18 protein-coding genes and 1 pseudogene are annotated in these 19,539 nt (G+C 71.6%); 9 read left to right on the forward strand and 10 right to left on the reverse strand.

Features of this window, described 5'->3' with window-relative positions:
- Positions 1-213: 213 nt before the first annotated feature.
- The 4 genes from K7G60_RS29540 to K7G60_RS29555 all read right to left on the reverse strand — a co-directional run bounded on the left by K7G60_RS29540 (position 214) and on the right by K7G60_RS29555 (position 4,606).
- The gene (locus K7G60_RS29540) at positions 214-909 is read right to left on the reverse strand and encodes a hypothetical protein (protein ID WP_225804020.1); all 696 of its coding nucleotides are present in this window, start codon (positions 907-909) and stop codon (positions 214-216) included.
- A gap of 865 nt (positions 910-1,774) precedes the next feature.
- Positions 1,775-3,370 carry a multicopper oxidase family protein gene (locus K7G60_RS29545; RefSeq protein WP_225804021.1) on the reverse strand — a complete coding sequence of 532 codons (1,596 nt, stop codon included), beginning with the start codon at positions 3,368-3,370 and terminating at the stop codon, positions 1,775-1,777.
- A 77-nt stretch (positions 3,371-3,447) separates the two neighbouring features.
- Positions 3,448-3,870 (reverse strand): DUF6153 family protein, encoded by a 423-nt coding sequence (locus tag K7G60_RS29550; protein ID WP_374115708.1) that lies wholly within the window; start codon positions 3,868-3,870, stop codon positions 3,448-3,450.
- A 73-nt stretch (positions 3,871-3,943) separates the two neighbouring features.
- Positions 3,944-4,606, reverse strand: coding sequence for a TetR/AcrR family transcriptional regulator (locus K7G60_RS29555; protein WP_225804022.1), 663 nt, complete (start codon positions 4,604-4,606; stop codon positions 3,944-3,946).
- A 119-nt stretch (positions 4,607-4,725) separates the two neighbouring features.
- On the opposite strand from K7G60_RS29555, the gene K7G60_RS29560 reads away from it, so the two are divergent.
- Together K7G60_RS29560 and K7G60_RS29565 are read left to right on the forward strand one after the other, a co-directional pair.
- Positions 4,726-4,869 (forward strand): hypothetical protein, encoded by a 144-nt coding sequence (locus K7G60_RS29560; protein ID WP_225804023.1) that lies wholly within the window; start codon positions 4,726-4,728, stop codon positions 4,867-4,869.
- A complete protein-coding gene (locus tag K7G60_RS29565; RefSeq protein WP_225804024.1) occupies positions 4,869-5,420 on the forward strand; it encodes a hypothetical protein in 552 nt (183 codons plus the stop codon). Before K7G60_RS29560 ends, K7G60_RS29565 begins: the two co-directional genes overlap by 1 nt.
- Before the next feature lie 312 nt (positions 5,421-5,732).
- Here the strand turns inward: K7G60_RS29565 and K7G60_RS29570 are convergent, their stop codons facing one another.
- Positions 5,733-6,251 carry a DUF2716 domain-containing protein gene (locus K7G60_RS29570; RefSeq protein ID WP_225804025.1) on the reverse strand — a complete coding sequence of 173 codons (519 nt, stop codon included), beginning with the start codon at positions 6,249-6,251 and terminating at the stop codon, positions 5,733-5,735.
- Between the two features lie 249 nt (positions 6,252-6,500).
- Here K7G60_RS29570 and K7G60_RS29575 point away from each other — a divergent pair, with 249 nt between their 5' ends.
- Both K7G60_RS29575 and K7G60_RS39515 read left to right on the forward strand, forming a co-directional pair.
- Complete coding sequence (locus K7G60_RS29575; protein WP_225804026.1) at positions 6,501-7,259, forward strand: SCO4225 family membrane protein; 759 nt, start codon at positions 6,501-6,503, stop codon at positions 7,257-7,259.
- 485 nt (positions 7,260-7,744) lie between these two features.
- Positions 7,745-8,359 (forward strand): annotated as a pseudogene (locus K7G60_RS39515) (protein kinase); the annotation flags it as partial.
- Positions 8,360-8,957: 598 nt separating this feature from the next.
- On the opposite strand, the gene K7G60_RS29585 reads toward K7G60_RS39515, so the two are convergent.
- Positions 8,958-9,995: a CocE/NonD family hydrolase gene (locus K7G60_RS29585; RefSeq protein ID WP_225804027.1), complete on the reverse strand. Its 1,038-nt coding sequence runs from the start codon at positions 9,993-9,995 to the stop codon at positions 8,958-8,960.
- A 127-nt stretch (positions 9,996-10,122) separates the two neighbouring features.
- Between K7G60_RS29585 and K7G60_RS29590 the strand changes: the two genes are divergently transcribed.
- Together K7G60_RS29590 and K7G60_RS29595 are read left to right on the forward strand one after the other, a co-directional pair.
- The gene (locus K7G60_RS29590; protein WP_225804028.1) at positions 10,123-10,752 is read left to right on the forward strand and encodes a GNAT family N-acetyltransferase; all 630 of its coding nucleotides are present in this window, start codon (positions 10,123-10,125) and stop codon (positions 10,750-10,752) included.
- Positions 10,749-11,657 carry a PaaX family transcriptional regulator C-terminal domain-containing protein gene (locus tag K7G60_RS29595; RefSeq protein WP_225804029.1) on the forward strand — a complete coding sequence of 303 codons (909 nt, stop codon included), beginning with the start codon at positions 10,749-10,751 and terminating at the stop codon, positions 11,655-11,657. The genes K7G60_RS29590 and K7G60_RS29595 overlap by 4 nt, the downstream gene beginning before the upstream one ends.
- Before the next feature lie 226 nt (positions 11,658-11,883).
- On the opposite strand, the gene K7G60_RS29600 is transcribed toward K7G60_RS29595, so the two are convergent.
- A complete protein-coding gene (locus K7G60_RS29600) occupies positions 11,884-12,654 on the reverse strand; it encodes a class I SAM-dependent methyltransferase (RefSeq protein ID WP_225804030.1) in 771 nt (256 codons plus the stop codon).
- Between the two features lie 555 nt (positions 12,655-13,209).
- Between K7G60_RS29600 and K7G60_RS29605 the strand changes: the two genes are divergently transcribed.
- Complete coding sequence (locus K7G60_RS29605; protein WP_225804031.1) at positions 13,210-13,575, forward strand: hypothetical protein; 366 nt, start codon at positions 13,210-13,212, stop codon at positions 13,573-13,575.
- Positions 13,576-13,782: 207 nt separating this feature from the next.
- Here K7G60_RS29605 and K7G60_RS29610 read toward each other — a convergent pair whose 3' ends face one another.
- The 3 genes from K7G60_RS29610 to K7G60_RS29620 form a co-directional block, all read right to left on the reverse strand.
- Positions 13,783-14,079 carry a hypothetical protein gene (locus K7G60_RS29610; protein WP_225804032.1) on the reverse strand — a complete coding sequence of 99 codons (297 nt, stop codon included), beginning with the start codon at positions 14,077-14,079 and terminating at the stop codon, positions 13,783-13,785.
- Between the two features lie 649 nt (positions 14,080-14,728).
- The gene (locus K7G60_RS29615; RefSeq protein ID WP_225804033.1) at positions 14,729-15,280 is read right to left on the reverse strand and encodes a hypothetical protein; all 552 of its coding nucleotides are present in this window, start codon (positions 15,278-15,280) and stop codon (positions 14,729-14,731) included.
- Positions 15,281-15,587: 307 nt separating this feature from the next.
- On the reverse strand, positions 15,588-17,912 hold the full coding sequence (locus tag K7G60_RS29620) for a SpoIIE family protein phosphatase (RefSeq protein ID WP_225804034.1): 2,325 nt from the start codon (positions 17,910-17,912) through the stop codon (positions 15,588-15,590).
- Positions 17,913-18,278: 366 nt separating this feature from the next.
- On the opposite strand from K7G60_RS29620, the gene K7G60_RS29625 reads away from it, so the two are divergent.
- Both K7G60_RS29625 and K7G60_RS29630 read left to right on the forward strand, forming a co-directional pair.
- Positions 18,279-19,103 carry a dienelactone hydrolase family protein gene (locus tag K7G60_RS29625; RefSeq protein WP_225804035.1) on the forward strand — a complete coding sequence of 275 codons (825 nt, stop codon included), beginning with the start codon at positions 18,279-18,281 and terminating at the stop codon, positions 19,101-19,103.
- A 190-nt stretch (positions 19,104-19,293) separates the two neighbouring features.
- On the forward strand, positions 19,294-19,539 hold a 246-nt coding region (locus K7G60_RS29630; protein WP_225804036.1), incomplete at its 3' end, for a hypothetical protein.

The following is a 19,539-nucleotide window of genomic DNA, read 5'->3' on the forward strand; positions in this document are numbered from 1 at the left end:
TCATGAAGGCGGCCGTCTGCGTGAAAAGCACAGGCGGTCCACGCGCACTTCGGGACCGCCGCCGCGCCAGTCGATCAGCGGCCGGGAAAACACCGGCAGGGAACGCCTGCACGAAGGGCCCCGCGCCCGCCGGCGACCGGCGCCACGAGCAGACCGCGGGCCCATGCGTGGATCACACGTGGGCCCGCGACGGCTACGGGGCGCCGGACCGGATCAGTGGCTGTGCGACGTATGTCCGTCGTCTGCCGGCTCGGCGGGTGCCTTGGCCGGGTCCTCCTGTTCAGCGGGAACCTGGTCCTGCTTTGCCGGGACCGGCTCAGCGGGAGGGTCCTGCTTTGCGGGGGCCTCGCTCGTGGAGCCGTGGTCGTGGCCGTGGCCGTCGGAGCCGATGGTGCCGGCGAGGGCGGTCATGCCCAGCCAGGCGAGTGCCGCGATGACGGCGACGACGGCCGCGAAGGGGCTGACGAGGTGCCGCCAGCGGCCCTTCGAGTCTTTGGCGACGAACGCGACGTACGACATGAGCAACCCGACGGGGGTCATCCAGGCGCTGCGCTCGGGGAACTGCTCGAAGTGCTGGATGCCTCCGCCGACCAGGCCGACACCGAAGGACAGCAGAAGGGAGAAGGCGACCAGCGAGACTGCCTGGCCCAGCGCCGGACGCTCGTCGGCCAGCACGAACTCGTTGACGACGGTCCCCAGGAGGAACACGAGGGCGCCGATGACGCAGATGATCGTGTACAGCGACGGATCGATCGGGTAGTGGACGACGGCACCGGCGATGAGGGCGGCACCCATGAAGTAGAGCATCTGCCCGATGTAGCGAGCCGGGAGCGACTTCTTGTCGAAGGCGGGGCGCCGATGTCTCGTCGGGGGAGTCTCGTGGATCTCGGGCTTGAGAGCGGTGGTCATGCGGGGTGACGCCTTTCGGTTCTTGGTCGTGAGAAGCGGGCAGGGGCGGCGCCGGCACCAGTGGTGCAGGCGTCACGCCGGTGCGGCTCTCAGCAGCGCAGGACCGAAAGTCGGTGGAGGCACGGTGGGTCGCCGGTGCGGCTGAGCCAGCGGTGTGTGACCGCTGCCCATCGGCGGAGTACCCAGAGGACTCGACCGGAGCCCCCGCGCCCGAGGGCGAACGTGTACAGGGCGGAGACGATGCACAGCAGCACCAGGCAGCCTTCTCCGACCCCGTTGTGACCGCAGGGGGGCTCTTCGTCGGCAGGGTGGCCCGGTGTTCGGGTGGCGTCCTCGCCGGCCACGTCGGCGTGAGCGTGCTGACCTTCGTCCCCCGTGGCGACGAACGGGGATGCGGCGGCGTGCCCGCTGTGGACGGGGTGATGTGAGGCCAGGGCGTACATCGCGACCACAGCCAGCACCACCGCGAGAAGCGTTGCCCGCAGCAACACCCCGGTGTGATGGTCACGAGGGACCTGGGCTGAGATCACGCTTCACGACCATAGAAGGGCTTGGTGACGGGAATGCCGACAGGGGGCGTCCCCACCTGGACTGGGAGGAAGATAGCACCAGGTGTCGATACGTCCGCACGGCTTCCACGGCCCGGGCCGCGACGTACCCGGATGGCCGAACCGTTGCGTGGCGGGGTGAAGGTCGATCTCAGCGGCACTTTCGTACCGCACCACGAACCGCGGGGTCCGGGCGGCGAACGGCGCCGACCGCCGCGCCACTCAGGCTTCTGGTGGAAGGCCATGTCCCGTTGCCATCTGCTGCGGGAGCGGCCTGCCTGGCATTCCGGCAGGCCGCTCCCGTATCGCCGCGATCTCTACTTCAGGTAGCCGAGCACGGTCATCATCCCGGACTCGGCGTGGTAGACGTTGTGGCAGTGGATCATCCACAGGCCCGGGTTGTCGGCGTCGAAGTCGACCTCCAGCCGCTTCCCCGGCAGCACGATCGAGGTGTCCTTGCGGGCGCCGCCGTCGGCGAGCGCGTAGGTGTGGCCGTGCAGGTGCATCGGGTGCCACATCGTCGTGCTGTTCACGAAGGCCAGGCGGACACGCTCTCCCGAGCGGACGGGGTAGCGCTGCGCGGGGTCGTACTTCTTGCCGTTGATGGCCCAGTCGTACCTCATCATCGAACCGGTCAGATCGAACTCGATGGTGCGGTCGGGCCGGCTCGGTTCAAGGCGGACCGACTCCGCGGCCTTGAGCCGGCCTCCGTGCAGCACCTTGCCGTCGAGCTCCTTCGGGCGCGTGGAGGCGGTGGGAGCGGCACCCGCGCCGGTGCGCAGGACGGCGAGGGCGGTGCGGCCCTTGCCCTCGGCGAGCGCGGTCAGCGGGAAGGTGCCGCTTCCGACGGTGACGAGGGCGTCGATGCGCTCGCCCATGCCGAGCAGCAGGGCGTCCGCCTCTGTGTGCTCGACGGGGAAGCCGTCGGTGTGGGTGACGGTGAGCTTGTGGCTGCCGAGAGCGACACGGAAGGCGGTGTCGCCGCCGGCGTTGATGATCCGCAGCCGGATCCGGTCGCCGGGCCGGGCGGTGTAGGTCTGCGGGTTCTCCGGCGTACGGCCGTTGATCAGGTAGTGCGGGTAGCCGACGTCGCCCGTGTCGCCGCCGAGGAGATCGCTGCTCGCGCCCATGAGCATGCGGGAGGGGCCGGGCGGTGTGGGGGACGGTGACTTCCGGGCCGTCATCGACATGCTGGACATGTCGTGGCCCTGAGCACCGCCCGAGTGACCGCCGTGGTCCATGCCGCCCATGCCCTTGCCGAGCTCGGCGAGGACCGTGTCCGGGGTGGAGCCGTCGACGCCGTCGACCCAGTCGTCGAGGACGATCACCCACTCCTCGTCGTACTTCAGGGGCTCCTTGGGGTCCTCGACGATGAGCGGCGCGTACAGGCCGCGGTCCTGCTGGACTCCGGAGTGCGGGTGGAGCCAGTACGTGCCGGGGTGGGAGACCGCGAAGCGGTACTCGTAGGAGCCGCCGGCCTTGACGTCGCGCTGGGTCAGGCCGGGCACGCCGTCCATGTCGTTGCGCAGCGCGAGGCCGTGCCAGTGGATGCTCGTGGCCTGGGGGAGGTTGTTGGCGAGGGTGAGCGCGAGGGTGTCACCGGCGGTGACGCGGACCTCCTTGCCGGGGAGCTCGTCCCCGTACGCCCAGGAGCGGACCGTGCGTCCGCCGCCGAGGTCGAGCGGGGTCTCGACGGCGGTGAGCCTCACCCTGCGCTCGGGGCCGGGCTTGCGCAGCGCCTCGGTCGCCCCGACCTCCTTGCTGTCGGGGGTGACGTAGTCGCCGGTCGGCGCCGATGCGCCGCTTCCGTGGGACGAGTGGCCCGTGCCGCTGCCGGAGCAGGCGGTCAGCAGACCGGTGCCGGCGGCTGCGAGTCCGGCGCCGAGGACTGTACGACGGGTGAGTCGGGTCATGACGGTGGAACCTCTTGACGTGGTCGTTGCATGCGAAAGGGGCCGGTGCCGCTCGCGGTGAGGAGCGGTCGGCCGCCCTATATGCGCAGCAACGACAGGCGTGTCAGGAGGGACCCGGGCGGGACGGGAGGCGGGATCGCGCGGAGCGCGTGCGCCAGTCGCTCCGTCGCCCGCGGCACATGGCCGAGGGGCAGCCGCCTGCGGGCCGCACGCCACAGGAGAAGCAGTCCGGTGCCCGCGCCGAGCACGGCGAGACAGAGCGCGGCGACTCCCGCCCCGTGGGCGGGTGCGGGGTGCGACGCGTCATGGTCGTCGGCGGCAGCCGCTTGCTCCACCATCGAGGCGGAGGCATGCGAACCGGCCGTCGTGTGGACGGTGGTGCCGACGGCGCGGTGCTCTCCGGAGTGTCCCAGGGCGTGCATGAAGACGATGCCGAAGAGCAGCGCGACGGCGAGCACACATCGGCCCAGCCATGTCGCGGTCTCCCGGCGCATCGCCACTTCGCCCTCCGTCCTCGGCCCGGTCCGTAGCGACCTGACTCCCCCATGATACGGGGAGGGGGTATGGCCGCCGTCAGTGACCGTGGCGACGGCCGCGATGGCGACCATGCTCATGGCTCGGCTCCTCCTCCGCCCCGGCGGGAGTCCGATCCGCGCTTCGGACCGCGGGCAGCAGCCCGGCCCAGGTCACGGCGACGAGCCGGCGCACCGCCGCCTTCGACGGGAGCCCTGCCGCAGCCCCCAGGGAGTGCAGGCAGTACACGGCGAGCTCACCGGCCGGCACGTCGTCACGCAGCGCACCGCCGGCCGCGCCCTCCGTGACCAGCTCGGTGACCAGCCCGAGAAGCCGTTGGTGGGCCTGGGCGATGCCCGGTCCCTGGTGCAGGAGCGCCGCCATCTCGGAGCCGTGGTGCTCGTGGCGCTCGTACGACATGAGGGCGTACGCCTCGAGGACGGCCCGAAGCCGCTCGTCCGGGTCGGCGATCCGGTCCCGTACGGCTTCGAGCCGTTCCAGGTGGCCGGCGACCCGGCGCTCGTGCCAGGCGGTCAGGACCGACTCGACGTCCGGGAAGTACTTGTAGAGCGTGGCCCGCCCGATGCCGGTCTCCTGCGCGATCCGCGACATCGTCACGGACAGCAGTCCGTGCTCCGCGACCAGCGCGGCGGCGGCGTCCAGCACCGCGTCGCGGACGGCGCCGCGGTGCGCCTCGATCGTCTCGTTCCACAGCTTCGGCATGCCCATAATGTACGGGACGTCGAGACAGCGACAGAGCGACTTGACAGAGACACTCTGTCTCGCAAAAGCTGAACGCGCTTGACGGCGGAGCGCCGTCCCCTACGAAGCGGAGCCCTCCGATGTCCGATGAACCCCGCCAGTCCGCTCCGCAGCACACCCCCCGGCCCCGCTGGGTGACCGTCCTCATGATCGGAGCGGCGGTACTGGTCGTTGCCTTCATCGCCCTGCACCTGGCCGGGGGCGGCATGAGGGGTCACGGCTGATGGTCATGTCCCCGCGCGTGCGCAGGCTCGCCCTCACCGCCCACGTGACGGCGTCCGTCGGCTGGTTCGGCGCGGTGGCGGTCTTCCTGGCCCTGGCCGTCACCGGGCTGATCGCACGGGACGCCCTGACGGTGAGGTCGGTGTACGTCACGATGGGCGTGACCGGCCGGTACGTGATCGTGCCGCTCTGCTTCGCCGCACTCGCGACCGGCGTCGCGTCCTCCCTCGGCACGACCTGGGGGCTCCTGCGCCACTACTGGATCACCGTGAAGCTGACGATCACGGCGCTCGCCACCGGAGCCCTCCTCCTCCACCTGCCACCGATCAGCCGCCTCGCCGACGCCGCGGCCTCCCCCGCCTGGACCGGCGACGACCTCGCGGGCCTGCGGACCCAGCTCGTCGTCCAGTCCGGCGCGGCACTCGTCGTGCTCCTGGGCGCGACCGCCCTGTCGGTGTACAAGCCGCAGGGCCGTACGAGGTACGGGCAGCGAATGCAGCAGCTCCAGGCCTCGGCCACACGGTCGGGCGCAGAGGCAGGGGCCGCCGGCTGACGCGGTCCGTCAGGCCGCCCCGTGGGCGACGGAGAACACCGCGAGGGTCCCGACGGGGAAGACGGGCGCGAATGCGACGGCCGCCCCTACGGCGGGGGAACATCGGCGGGACCTTGTGACGGGACCCGGTGACGGGACCCGCCGGGGACTCCGCGGGAACAGGGAAGCAGCCGCTGCCGCCAGGATCCCGACGGCGATCCGCCCAGCCGTACCTTGCGGTTCCTGACCGGTCGGCCGACAGCCAGGCGGCGGGAGTCCGGGACGCGCCGGCGGTGTCTTTCCGCCGCACGCCAGACCCGGCTCGGCCCACGCTCAGGCCGGGCCCACCGCCTTGCCCGACCTGCGGATCGGTGGCCCGAGGACCTTGTCGACTTCCGCGGCCGCCCCGTCGAGGAGCTCCTCGCCGAACAGGCAGAGAGACCCTTCCCAAGGGTGTCCGAAACTGCCGAAGCGGAAGTCCTCCGCGAGGAAGACGAAGTAGTCCCCGTCGGGATACGGGCTCAGCGGCCAGGCCGGTTGCCCGGGCCCGCCGACGTCCTGCGGTACGAAGCGATACGACGTGTGCTGCCAGTCGAGGGCGAACAGAGTGCCCGAAGGGCCGGCGCAGGAAGACAACCCTTGCTCGATCACCGCGACCAGGTAGTCCAGGCGCTCGTAACTCGGATCATCGTCAAGCGCAGCGAGGCTCCAGGTCACCGACGCGACGGGCTCCTCGATGGCCGGCCACTTGATCGGATTCGTACTCGGACGGAAGCTGAAATCCTCGTAGAAACGGGCCCATACGCGTCGGTACTCGGCCTCCGGCAGCACGACCACGGGATCTCCCCTCATGCCGGGATCCTATCGATCAGCCCGATGGCCCTGAAAGATCGTTCGTGGAAGTGCGGACGGAACCCTGGACTTCCCAGTCGGCGCTCGCAGGTCGCCCGGACCTGCTGAGAGCCGGCCACCGCGGAGTGAGGGTCTTGCGCAGACGCGTGTGGTTTCTGCGGCCGTGCCGGTGAGTACCCGTACTCATGTCCGAGCGCGACCCGTGGTCCACCGTGGAGATCACCAACGGACCGACCCGAGGAACAACCGATGCCGACTGCGTCCCACCCCCACCGCGTCCCGCGCCTGCGCCGACTCCTTGCGCTCGCTTCGGGCAACTGGCTCGCCCGGGGTTATCTGGCGGTCTTCGCCGCCTCCTTCACGGCCATGTTCCTCTTCCCGCAGAGCGCCCTCGCCGGAAGCCCTCTGCTGCTGACCGCGCCCCTCTCCTTCCTGTGCGTGTTCCTCCCCCTCGACCCCGGCGCCGAGATCGACGGAGCGGCCGACGTGACGGCGGTCGCGGTCTTCGCCGGATGGCTCCTCCTGTGCGCCCTCGTGAACGCCGCCGTGCTCGGCGCCCTCGCCACGAGGGCCGCGACCGCCCCCTCGACCAGTGCGCGGAAGCCCCTCCCGCACGTCGCGGACCCGGCCGAGCAGAAGAGAACAGACACGACGGACCCCGCGGGCACCCGCCGGCGGAAGGTTCGGGCCCTGCTGGCGCCCGCGGTGGACAACTGGCTCGCGCGCGGCTACCTCGCCGTGGTCGCGGTGGCGCTGGGGTTCTTCCTGTACGCCGAGTTCGTGCTGCCGGACCCCGGGTTCGCCGGGATCTGGCCGCTCATGGCCACGGCCCCGTTCAGCATCCTCGCGATGGCGGTGTCGTCGCCCGTTGCGTACGACTCCTCGATCGCCTGGCTGAGCCCGTTGGTCTTCTCCCTCGGGGTGGCGCTGTCCGGGCTGGTCAACGCCGTGCTGCTCGGCCTGCTCGCACGCCGGCTGCGGACGCGGGAACCGCACCCGGCCACCTGAGCAAAGCGCCTCTTCGGTCGGCCGCCCCACGGCGTGCCGGCCGAAGAGGCGCATACCGCGCCGTGGAGCCCTGGGGGATCCACGGGCAGGGCGCGAGCGTCGACCGTCGGCGGACCCGCGACCGTCGCCCACCCCCGACTCCCCCGTGCGTTCCGTCTCCTCTGGGGCTCCATTTTGTCGGAAGCGATGCCGTTAAAGGTTCTCGTTGCCGGCAGCGACCGGCGGTGCAACGAAGAGCACCACGGGTCCTTTTCAACCTCCCATGGCCGGCCGCGCGTTGGACAGGTCCGCAGAGGGCGAAGCTCCTGGTAGACGGGTTCTCGACCAAGATCGCCCGCAGCCGCCAGGAGCTTCGCGTGCGTACGGGTCCTGCAACCATCCACAGGGGGCACGTAGAGCGGTTGGAGGACGGGCGGGGGTGAAGCTCGGCGTGTGGCTGTCGAACGCCGGAGGCCACCGGGGCCAAGCTCACCGACGTCGTCGCTCTTCATGAGCGGGGTGTACACGACGGCCTGCGGTTTCTGGTGATGGAGCGGGTTGACGGTTCGTCCTTCACCGATCGGACGCGCGACGGCACGCCGATGGAGCCGGTGGAGGCGCTGCGAGTCGCTCAGGGGATGTGCGCGGCTTTGGCGGCGGCGCACCGCGCCAAGGTCGTGCATCACGACATCAAGCCGTCGAACGTGATGCTCACGGCCGACGGACGGGTGAAGGTCGTCGACTTCGGCATCGCCGGCTTCACACACCAGGGCCGCCTTCACCGTCGCCCCGTCGTCGGCGATCAGCCCCGCCGGCACGCTCGAGTACGGGGCACCGGAACAGTTCCTCGACTCGCGCGGCGACGAACGCTCCGACCTGTACGCCCTGGGCAGCGTACTGTTCGCTCTCCTCACCGGGCAGCCTCCGTTCACCGGCGGCGACGGGCACACCATCCTGCACCGCAGATCGAGGAGGAGGCCCCACCCGTCGGCGCCCTGTGCCCCGGCATCCAGCCCCGGTCGGGCAGTTGCTCGCCGAGCTCCTGCGGAGCGAGCCGAACGAGCGCCCCCAGGGTGCGGATGCCGTCCACGAGCGCCTCGAACGCATGCGGTCCGTCGTGACGGAGTCCGGCCGGGAGCCACGCGAGCGCGCCACCCGGCTCTGGTCGTCTCGTACCGTCGAGGCCGGGAACCCTCCCAGGACTCCGCCCCCGCCTCACGGCGGCGATCCCCGCCGCGCCGGTGACCTGGCCCGCACCAACAGCGATACCCGTTCCCCATGGGGAGTGTGGAGGGCGCGCCGGAAACCGGGGGTGTGGCCGGGAGAAACGAGGGCAGGCGGGGAGTGAGCGAGTGGGACCGCTCCGACCGTCCGCTCTGCGGCCTCCCCCGACCGCGAGAGCGGCGACACGGGTACGGCCCGCACCAGCCAACGGTGCGGGCCGTACGCATACCCCGGGCTCCGCCCGGAGGGTGATCACGTGACCGGCCGCCGCAGCCGGGCACCGGTCCCGACGTCCACGTCTCACGCGGGCCTTGCGGCCCGTGAGCCCCCGGGCCTCGGGCCTCTCGGGGCCGGGCTCTGTCTCTCACCCCGGACGCAGACGGCAGACGGCCGCGTTCGGCCAGGTGGCGCCTTCGTCGGCAGCGTCGCCCCGCACCGGACGATCGCCGCTCTCGCGGTGCCCGAGCGGCCCGGCCTCCGTCGGTCCGCCGCGGGTCACCGTCTGCCGGGCGAGGAGTTCAGCTGCCGGAGATAGCGGGTCTGATCGGCGAGGAAGCCCTCGGCGTAGAGCCGGCGGGGTGCGGTGACCGCGGTCACCGCAAGGCGCCAGGCGGAGCTCTCCAGGTCGTGATCGACAAGGGAGTGCGTGGCGTCCGGGTAGCGGGCGACGGTCAGGGACTCCCGAGGAAGGGTGGCGCGGTAGACGGCTTCGGTGTCGGCGACGTCCACGTTGATGTCGTGGCCGGCCAGTACCAGTAGCAGCGGCGTGCCGCGCATGGCGGCCAGGTCGCCAGTCGCATCCGCACGGTAGTTGCGGGTGATGAACCCCCACCGCCCCGCGGTCATGCCGTCCGCATCACCGACCGTCGCACGGTACTGCGCGAACGTCGCGCCACGCCTCAGCAGGCCGAGCACGGTTTCCCTCCTGCGCAGTGCCGCCTGCCGCTCCTGGTCACCCGCGCCGTCCCGTGCGAGTTCCGCCAGGAGGTTGTAGCGGCCCTGGCGCAACCAGTTGACCGCCGGGGAGACGGCGATGACGAACTGCAGCCGTCCGTCCCGGGCGGCGACTCCGGGCAGGACCCAGCCGGCCTGGCTCGCGCCCCACAGCCCGATGCGCCGGCCGTCGATGTCCGGGCGGCTGCGGGCCCAGGCGATGGCGGCCAGTGTCTCCTCGGCCCGGTCGTCCATGCTCTGCTTCAGCCAGTCGCCTTCCGAGCCGCCGACGCCGGGCTTGCTGAACGACAGCGAGGCGTACCCGGCGCGGGCGAAGGATTCCCACAGCGGCCGGTAGAACGTCTCGTGCGTGGCGTCCACCGGGCCGTCGCCGTGCACGAAGACCACCAGTCCGAACGGACCTTCTCCCTGCTCAGGCAGTGCCAGCACGCCTTCGAGCAGCATGCCGTCGTGCCGCAAGGACACTTCCTGCTCCCTCAGTGCGTAGGTGTTCTGCCGCACCACCACCGCTCCGAGCCCCGCAGCCACCAGCAGCAGGGCCGCCAGGATCCCCGCCAGCCGCCGCCAGGTGCGCCGCACCGGCACACTCCCCGTTCTCAGCACCACCACTCCGTATCGATCGAAGTAAAAACGGTCGTTCCGATGATGAACGTATTAAGGTTGATAGGCAAGGTGATGTCGGAGACGGACGAGGGAGGGCGCGCGGATGAGCGTGGACGGCGACCCGGTGCTGCGGCGAGGAGTGCCCGCAGGCAGCGAGGATCAGGTGGCGGCGCTGTACTGGGAGGCGTTCGGCCGCAAGCTGGCACCGGCACTCGACCCGCCCGAAAAGGGGCGCGCCTTCATCGCGGCCCACCTGCACCACGACCGGGGGGTCGTCGCGCTCGCCGAAGGCCGGGTGGTCGCCGTGGCCGGCTACCAGCTCGCCGGAAGGGCGCTGACGGGCGGCGGCGTCAGGGACGTCCTCTCCACCTACGGCCCTGTGCGCGGCCTGCCGAAACTCGCGGTGCTGGCCTTGTTCGAACGCACCCCGGCCCCGCGGGAACTGGTCATGGACGGGATCGCCGTCGACGCCGCGTACCGCGGCCGGGGCATCGGTGGCCTCCTCCTGGCGCAGATCGCGGCCGTCGCCGCCGAGTCCGGCTGCCGCCGCATCCGCCTCGACGTCATCGACACCAACCCCCGCGCGCGGGCGCTGTACGAACGGCACGGCTTCACCGTCCACCACACCGAGCGCACCCCTTACCTGCGGCGCCTGATGGGCTTCGGCGCGGTCACCACCATGCACCGTCCCGTCACCGAGGCAGACGCGACGAGCCCGCGGGAGGCACGATGAACACCGCCACTCCCCCCGCGGCCGAAGGCCGGTCCGGACATCCGGAGATCCCCACCCGGCTGGTCGTGGCCGCCCTGGTCCGCGAGGACGGCACCGTCGACGCAGGCGAGTTGTACGCCGTCGCCGACCTGCTCGGCATGAGCGAGACCCAGATCAGGCTGTGCGTCAAACGCCTGGTCACCGAGGGCCGGTTCACCCAGGAGGGCCGCGGCCGCAAGGCGAAGCTGCGCGCCGTGGCCGACGCCACCGGCTCCTTGGCCCCGGACGCCGCCTACGTCCGCCACGCCTACCGGCAGGACGCGGGGCTCGCCCCCTGGGACGGCACCTGGCACCTGTTCGCCTTCGCCGTCCCCGAATCCCGCCGCACCGCCCGCGACGCCCTGCGCGAGCACCTCCTCCACCTCGGCGCAGCCCCCCTCCAAAGCGGCCTGTACGTCACCGCCAACCCGATCGCCGAACTCGTCCGCGGCCAAGCCCGGCACCTCGGCGTCCTCGACACCCTCACCAGCTTTTCCACCACACACATGCGGGTCGGCGACATCACCGACCCGCGCACGCTCGCAGCCGCCTTGTGGCCGCTCGACGAGATCGCCGAACGGCACGAACAGCTCGCCGCCTTCGCCGAAACCCGCCTCGCCCGCCTCACCCCGAACCAGGCCTTGTCCGGGGCCGAGCTGATCGGCACGGCCGTCGAACTCGCCGCCCGGTTCACCGCCGCGATGACACCCGACCCCCTCCTGCCACCCCAACTCCTCCCCCGGCCCTGGCCCGGAACCCGCGCCCGCCGCCTGGCCGCCGACTGCTGGCGTCGCCTGCACCGGAGCACGCACACCGGCGAAACCAGCCCCCTGCGCCTGTTCGCCCTCTACACCGACGCGATGAACCAGGCCGACGACGACCAGTGACCCGAGTAAGAGGTTTCTCGGTGGATCTCCGACTCGGAGGATCGACTGTCGCACCCTCTGCTGATCAAGATGCGTGTCGACTCGGCACCGTCGGCCCCGACGCCGGGGCTGTCCGGCTGTTGGGCGCGCTGCCGTCCGGTCGTGAGGTGCGGCTGGAACGGGGAGGGCTGCGGCGTGTGACCACGCCGTGCGCGGCGGCCCTGGAAGGGTGGGGCGCCGCGCGGGATCAGGCCCCGGTGCGGGCGACCGACAGGTCGACGTCGTAGGTCTCCTCGACGATCCCGTCGGGGAAGACCTTCAGCAGGTGCGCGCGTTCCTCGGCGAAGTAGGCGGTGCGGCGTTCCTCGGAGTCGACGAGGAACGCCGAGTGGCTGCCGAGGTTCGCCAGATGGGTGTCGAGGGGGACGCGGCGGCTCCAGCGCAGGGTGCGGCGGGTGAGGCCGAGGCGGCCTTCGGGGTCGGCGACGTCGGCGTACGTGCCGGGCTTCTCGTCCGCCTCGGTGTCGAGGCCGAAGTGTGCGGCCTGGCGGGCGCCCGCCTCGGCGATCCAGGGCACGTCCCCGGGGTTCGTGTTCCACCACAGCGCGATCGCACCGCCGGGGCGCAGCACGCGCAGTGCCTCCGGGATGGAGCGGGCGGGGTCGGTCCAGTGCCAGGACTGGGCGTAGGTGAGGAGGTCGACGGAGGCGGAAGCGAGGGGGAGGCGGTTGCCGTCGCCTCTGACGAGTGGCACGTCGGGGTGCGTGCGGCGGAACTCCGCCGCCATGCCGGAGCCGGGTTCCACGGCGATGACGTCGGAGCCTCGGGCGCGCAGCAGGCCGGTGGCTATGCCCGTACCGGCACCGATGTCGGCGACGCGGGCGCCGCACAGGGAGCGGCCGGTGAGTTCCTCGACCGCGTCGAGGAGGGCGGGCGGGTAGGAGGGGCGGTTGGCGGCGTACTGGGCCGCGGCCGTGTTGAAGGAGTGGGCTCGAGCGGTGTGGGTGGGAGCCGTCATGAGGTTCATCGTGCCCAGGACGGAGCGTTTCAGTGGGCCGTGGACGGCAATCGAGGAGCCGGCCGCGCAGAAGTCCGTGGACCGTCTCGAGGCTCACAGGGCCGCCGAAAGGCCCTGCGCCCCCTCAACGGCGCGGGCCACCGCGACGAGCCGAGACGCTTCTCGCTCCGGACCCTGAAGGCGTCCGGGAGAAGTGGCGGAAGTACTGGGCGGGCTTCCTGGAGATCCTCCCGACCGGCGACGACGCACTGAGAGTGGGCGCGTATCGCGGGGACGGCGGCCGAGAGGGTGGCCCGCCGCCCCTCCTCGAAGCGGCCGACTGGGTCGATGGCCGTAGCCGATGCCCGTAGCTTCGGGCGGGAACGGCGTCCCCAGTCGCCGTACCGGGGAGCCAGCTCCATCCCGCCTCGTACGTCGTACGGCACCCCTGCCCCCCGTGTCCCGGACAAGGCCACGCCTGTCCGGGACAGCGGCCGTCCCTTGCCCTGGCGCCCGCCCCGCCCGAACGCTGGATCGCAGCCCTCTCCACCGATGGACCGACGAAGGGATACGCCCATGTCCGCATCGCCCGTCGCCGCCCGCATCGCCCTGGCGGCGCTGCTGCTCGCCGTGCCGGCCGCCGTGGCCGCTCCGGCCGAGGCGGCGCCCCCGGCAGCCGACTGCCCGTGGTACCAGGGCGCGCCGCCGAGCAGCCTGAACCCGTACAGCAGCACGGACTACGCCGCCGGCAGCGCGCCCATCCGGGTCGGCCCCTACGATGCCTGCACCGCCGTCTCCACCAAGCCGTCCGGAACGGCGATCACGGTGAACTGTTACGTCACCAACAGCTACGGCAACACCTGGTCGTACGTCCGCGGCAGCGGCTGGGTCTACGACGGGAACCTGCGCAACGGCGGCTCCCCGCACCCCTGCCGTTTCTGATCCTCCTCCCGACCCCACCCCGGCACCCGTCAGTACACCTCGGGCAGGCCCCGCGGCTGACGGGGCGATGCGGGCGGCACGGTAGGAGTCGTCCGTTGCCTCCGAGAACCGGCAACGGACGACGAGACGCGTCGTATCGGGGTGTGGGTACGCCCCGGAGCCGTGCAGACCGCTCACGGTCGGCGGCAGGCGGTCGGGGAGCGTCGGTCAGGGGGTGTCGCCGGTGTAGTAGAAGCGGCAGGCGACTCCTGGGCCCGGCCCGCGCGGGTCGCCGGGGCGCGGGTCGTACAGCGCACGCCCGCCGGGCCACTTCGACAGCTCGGTGGTCAGAGCGACGCCGTCGTCGACCTCCTCGATCCGCCAGCCGTGGATGTCCAGCAGGAGACCGTCCAGCGGACCGCCGACGAGTTCGGCGTAGGTCCGGTCCAGCCGCGGCCCCGGGTCGGGGTCGTCGTGGTCACGGCCGTAGACCCGGCCGCGCAGCAGTTGCTCGTCACCGTTCATGCCGCCCAGCCTTCCAGCCACCACTGACAACACGGTCCGGCAGTGGCCCCGCCGTGGAGGGGGCCTCTTCCCCACGGCTCTCGCGCGGGAAAGGGGTGCCGTCGCGGGGAGGCTTGGCCACCCGGGCTGAACAGGGAAAACAAGCAGTGCTCGAAGTACTGGGCTCCCATTTCCGGCAACACCTCCGGTCCCCTGCCGCCTGCAACCGTCCGACAACGGTTCAGCCGCCCCCCGGTGCAACCCCCTCCGCGCACACGACGGCCGTAAGTTCCCACTGGCCGGTCGCCATCGCGTCGAACGTCTCCGTGCGCACCGAGCGGTCCCCGTCGTCGCGGGCTTTCGCGTACAGGGCGGGCCGGCGGGCCTCCGCTCCGGGCGCGCATGCGGTCACCAGCGCCTCGCCGGTGTCTGGAGAGCCGTGTCCGTCAACGCTCCGCAGCCCAACCAGCCCAACCAGCCCGGTCGCCGGCGGTTCACCCGCCGCCTGCATGCCGTCGTCTCGCACTTGCGCACGCAGGGGCAGAGCACGGGTCCGTTCGTCAGGACGTCCACTGTGCGGCCGACCTCGGCTCACCGCTTCATTGGTGTCATCGCAACAGCCGAGCGACCAAGTGTGTTGACGGCTGCCGAAATCCACCCCGTGGTTTCATCAGACTTCACCGGCTGCTCCGTTTGGGGCATCGCGGCGAATCAGCTGGTCGATCTCTTCGGCGGAGTCGGCGGCGAGGCGGTAGATGCCCTGGAGGCTCGCTGAACGGATCAGGCGCCCGTCCTCCACGTGCTTGAGCAGTCGCTCACCCCGGCGGGATGTGTACGTCAGGCGCTCCAGGAGGTCCCCTGGGACAACCGTGTCGAACCTGAGCGGGGCACCTGGCGGTCCGACGAGCACTTCGGTGACACATCCGGTCTTGAGCGGACGCCAGTCCAGCAACTTCACGTAGTCGTCATCGGGAAGCGCCGAGCCGACGTTCTCGTAGGGGACGATGTGAGCCACCTCCAGCGCCCCCAGCAGATGGAGACGGGTGCGGTGGGCGCGCACGGGGTAGATGCGGTCGCCAGGCTGCACTCCCGCACGCAGGAAGCTCGGCAGCGACTGGTACGGCCCGCCGAACAGCATCGTCAGCCGCCGGCCGGTATAGCCGGATCGCTCAAGCTCTCGGCACAAGTCGTTGGTCCACAACGTCGTATAGGAGTTCGGCACGCCAGCACGGTAACCGTGCCCTCTGACAGACACCGTGCCGGAAGCCGACGTCAGTACGTGGTGACACGCTCGCGGCGCCGCGCGTCGGCAATCGTGAGCACCGTGATCAGCAGCCTGAACGCCTTGCGGCGTTCGTCGAGGGGTGGGAGGCCGGCGGTCTTCCCCGCGCGAGCCCGTTGAGCAGGACATCGCGTTCGTTCATGACTGCCTCCCGTGGGACGGGTGCGGCTCCCCCACCCCGCGCACAGGGCCTGCCGATCCCCGCACCACGCCCGGCAGGCCCTGCGCCACTGCCCGGGCCGGTGCCTCACGCCGACCTGGGGGCGAGCTCCTGCTCGGTCCAGATCGTCTTTCCTCGTGGACTGAACCGACAGCCCCAGCGGCTCGTGAGCTGGGCGACGAGGAACAGGCCCCGACCGCCCTCATCCGTGCTCCGGGCCCGCCGCAGCCGGGGATGGGCGTCCTTCGGATCGGATACCTCGCACACCAGCACCCTGTCCCGGATGAGCCGCAGGACGATCGGTCCGCCCGCGTACCGCAGGGCGTTGGTGACCAGTTCGCTCACGACGAGTTCGGTGGCGAACAACTGCTCTTCGAGTCCCCACCCGATCAGCTGCGCCGTCACGTCCTGCCGGGCGTCGTGCACGGCGGTCGGCTCGGCCGGGTACTCCCACACGGCCGTGTCGGCGGCGGGGACGCTGCGGATGCGGGCGAGCAGCAGGGTGACGTCGTCCTCGGGTCCTTCGGCCTCGGGGTGCCGGCCGATGACCGCGGTGCCGATCTCGTGCAACGGGTCGCCGGGGCGGCAGAGTTCGGTGAGGTCCTCGCGCAAGCGGGTCATCCCGGCGTCGACGTCGCGGCCGAGGAGACCGTCCGTGTAGAGGGCGAGAACGCTGCCCGGCGGCAGGGTGCACGTGTACACCTCGAAGGGACTGTCCACGACGCCGAGCGGTGGCCCGGGTTCGATGTCGAGGTAGGTGACGGTGCCGTCGGGCAGGACGACCGCGGGCGGTGGGTGTCCCGCGCTCGCCACCTGACAGATCCCGGAGACGGGGTCGTACACGGCGAACAGGCACGAGGCGCCCACGGTGTCGGGCAGCTCGGCCTCCGCCTCCATGCGTCGTACCAGATCGTCGAGACGGGTCAGCAGTTCGTCGGGGCTGAGGTCGAGGTCGGCCAGTGTCTGCACGGCGGTGCGCAGGCGTGCCATGGTGGTCGTGGCCTGCAGTCCGTGGCCGATGACGTCGCCCACCACGAGCGCGACCCGCAGCGACGAGAGCGCGAAGGTGTCGAACCAGTCGCCGCCGACGCTCGCGCCGCCACCGATCGGCAGGTAGATGCCGCTGGTCTCGGCGGCCGTGCTGTCGGTGGTGGAGGCCGGGAGGAGGCTCTGCTGGAGGGCGACGGCGGTACGGTGCTCGCGGGTGTAGCGCAGCGCGTTGTTGACGGCCTGGGCACTGCGCACGCACAAGTCCTTGAGGACTTGCGCGTCACGCTCGTCGAAGGGCACGGGCGTGGTCGTACGCCAGACGAGGGCGTAGCCGAGAACGCGGCCCCGATGGTAGATGGGACAGCCGAGCGAGGAGCGCATGCCCTCGGGCATCATCTTCGCGACCAGAACGGGGTCGTTGCCCAGGAACAGGCGGACCAGTTCCGGGTCCGAGACGATCACCTCCTGCCCCACGGCGGTGCGCTGGAACTCGGGGCGGTCGGGAATCGGCGGCAGCGACTCCCCTACCTGCACCAGCGGGGCGGGCCAGCGCCGGTCCGCCGATTTCACCGCGACCCTGCGGAGCAGTTCGTCCTCCGGGCCGATGTACTTCGCCGGAGGGTCGCGGCCTTCGAGGACGTCGTCCCTCAGGTCGACCGCCGCCAGGTCGCCGAGGGCCGGCACCAGCGCCTGGACGAGGTCCTGGGCGCTGTTCACCGCGTCCAGGGACCCGCCGATGCCCACCGCGCCGCGGTAGGCGGCCGTGCGACGGCTCTGGGCCTGGAACCGGTCCGTGATCTCTCCGGCCGCCACGGCCACCCCGACCGGTTCCCCCCGCCGGTCGAGCACGCGCAGGCAGGTGAGGGACAGCGCCGGCTCGGAGCCGGGCACCGGGCCGCGGAACTCGGCGGCCACGACCGGCACGCCGCGCTCGGCGACGGCGGCGATGGCGTCCCGGGCGCTTTCACCCGTCCCGGTGCGATGAAGGGAGAGGACCCAGTCCTCCGGACCGTCGGCGGGACGGAGGGACCTGAAGGCCGGATTGGTCCGCACGAGGCGCAGATCGAGGTCGAGCAGGGCCACGCCGACGAGGTCCTGCTGGATCAGCGTGGTGGCGATCTCCGGGACGTCGTCCCAGCTCGGCGAGGGGCTCGGCGGCACGGCCAGGAGGAGCGTTTCGCCCCCGTCCTGCGCGGCCAGTATCCGGACCTCGGCTTCGACCAGTCGGCCGGAGCGGTGCCGGAGCCGGGCCAGGCGAGCGCGGGGTGACCCCGCGAACCGTGCCTGCGAAGGCGCGTGGGGACCGAGGAGGTCACGTGCCGCCGTTCCGACGACCTCATCGGCGTTCCAGCCGAGCAGTTCACCTGCGGCACGCGACCACCAGGAGATCCTGCCCCGTGCGTCCACGAGCGCGACCGCCACCCCGTCGAGCGCATCCGTAGGGCCGTGGGCAGTGCCAGGGGAACGCCTCACCTTGCTCCTCCGTCTCCGCACGGCTGCGAACGGTTCCCCAGTCTCGCCCAGGGCGGGGACTTCCGCCTGGGGGCGCGTCCGGGGGGCACCGCCCGTATCGGCCTCCGAGCTCATCGTCGGACCACCCGTGTTCCACCATCGCAGGCCCGCCGACCGCCTTGCGCATACGGGAGTGCGCGCTTCGCGGTCGCTGCCGGGGACCGGTCGCGACAGTGCTGTCCAGGACGGGCGTCCGCGTTCTCGGGACGAGCCTGGTTACTCACAAGTAGGGTCGGTTGCTGTCACCTTCGCACCGAACGGACTCCAGGAGGACGCGTGGCCGACGACGCGCTGACGGACTTCACCCGAGAGCGGTTCACCCACCAGGGCCGTTCGCATGCGGTGCTGCGGTCGGGGAACGGCCCGGCGGTCGTCGTCATGGCCGAGATCCCGGGCATCACCCCGAAGGTGGCCCGGTTCGCGCGACGAGTCCGTGACATCGGCTGCACCGTAGTCCTGCCGGACCTGTTCGGCGTCGCCGGACGCGATCCCGATCCGTCGGCGCACGGGTGGACGGGCAGCGCGATGACGGGCCTGCGCGCCACCGCCCGCATCTGCGTCAGCAGGGAGTTCACCGTGCTCGCGGCCGGTCGCACCTCTCCTGTGGTCACCTGGCTGCGAGCGCTCGCGGCCCGTGAGCACGAGCGGTGCGGCGGCCCCGGGGTCGGCGCGGTCGGCATGTGTTTCACCGGCGGGTACGCCCTCGCCATGGCCACCGACGAACGTCTCCTCGCACCGGTCCTCTGTCAGCCGTCCCTCCCGCTCGCGGTCACCGCGCGCAACCGGCGATCCCTCGACATCTCTCCGGCCGACCTCCGTGCCGTCCAGCAACGTTGCGAGGCCGGTCTGACGGTTCTCGGACTGCGCTTCCGCGGCGACCGGCTCGTCCCCGGCGAGCGCTTCGCGCTGCTGAGGGCGAAGCTCGGCGAGGCGTTCGTGGCGATCGAGCTCGACGACGGCGCGGCGGACCCGGACGCCTTGACACCCCCGCACTCGGTCGTCACCGAGCATCTCGTCGACGAGCCCGGCGAGCCCACCCGTCAAGCCCTTGACCAGGTCCTGGATCACCTTCGCGCCCGGCTGCTGACTTCTGCCCCGTGAGCATCCCGTCGCGCTGCTCCGCCGAAGCTTCCCGGCCGCGGGGCAGTGCCACGGCAAGGGCGTCGCGGACGCCCGCATGCCTCGTCCGGGTGGAATCTTTCCCTCTTGCTGGGGATCGGTGCTGCTCACATGGGGTGAAAGGGCCGCGTGGCTCGTTTCCCGGCCCTGGGCGGGAGGCGTTGATGGAGACGTGAGTACCTCGACCACCGCCCCGATACTGCCCGCGACTCTCGCCGCCCCCGCCCCTCCCCTCGTGCACGACTCGGGCGCGGACACCGCGCCCGGCGTCATAGTCATCGACTCCTGCACCTCCCTCGGCGGCACCCTGGTCGTCCGGCTCGCCGGAGAGATCGACCGCTCCAGCGCCGCGCCGCTGTGGGCGCTGTTGGCCTCGGCCGCCGACCACGGCTGCACCGGCCTCGTCCTGGACACCTCG

Origin of the sequence: Streptomyces sp. NK15101, from assembly GCF_020400725.1 — a bacterium.
Classification (GTDB): Bacteria; Actinomycetota; Actinomycetes; order Streptomycetales; family Streptomycetaceae; genus Streptomyces.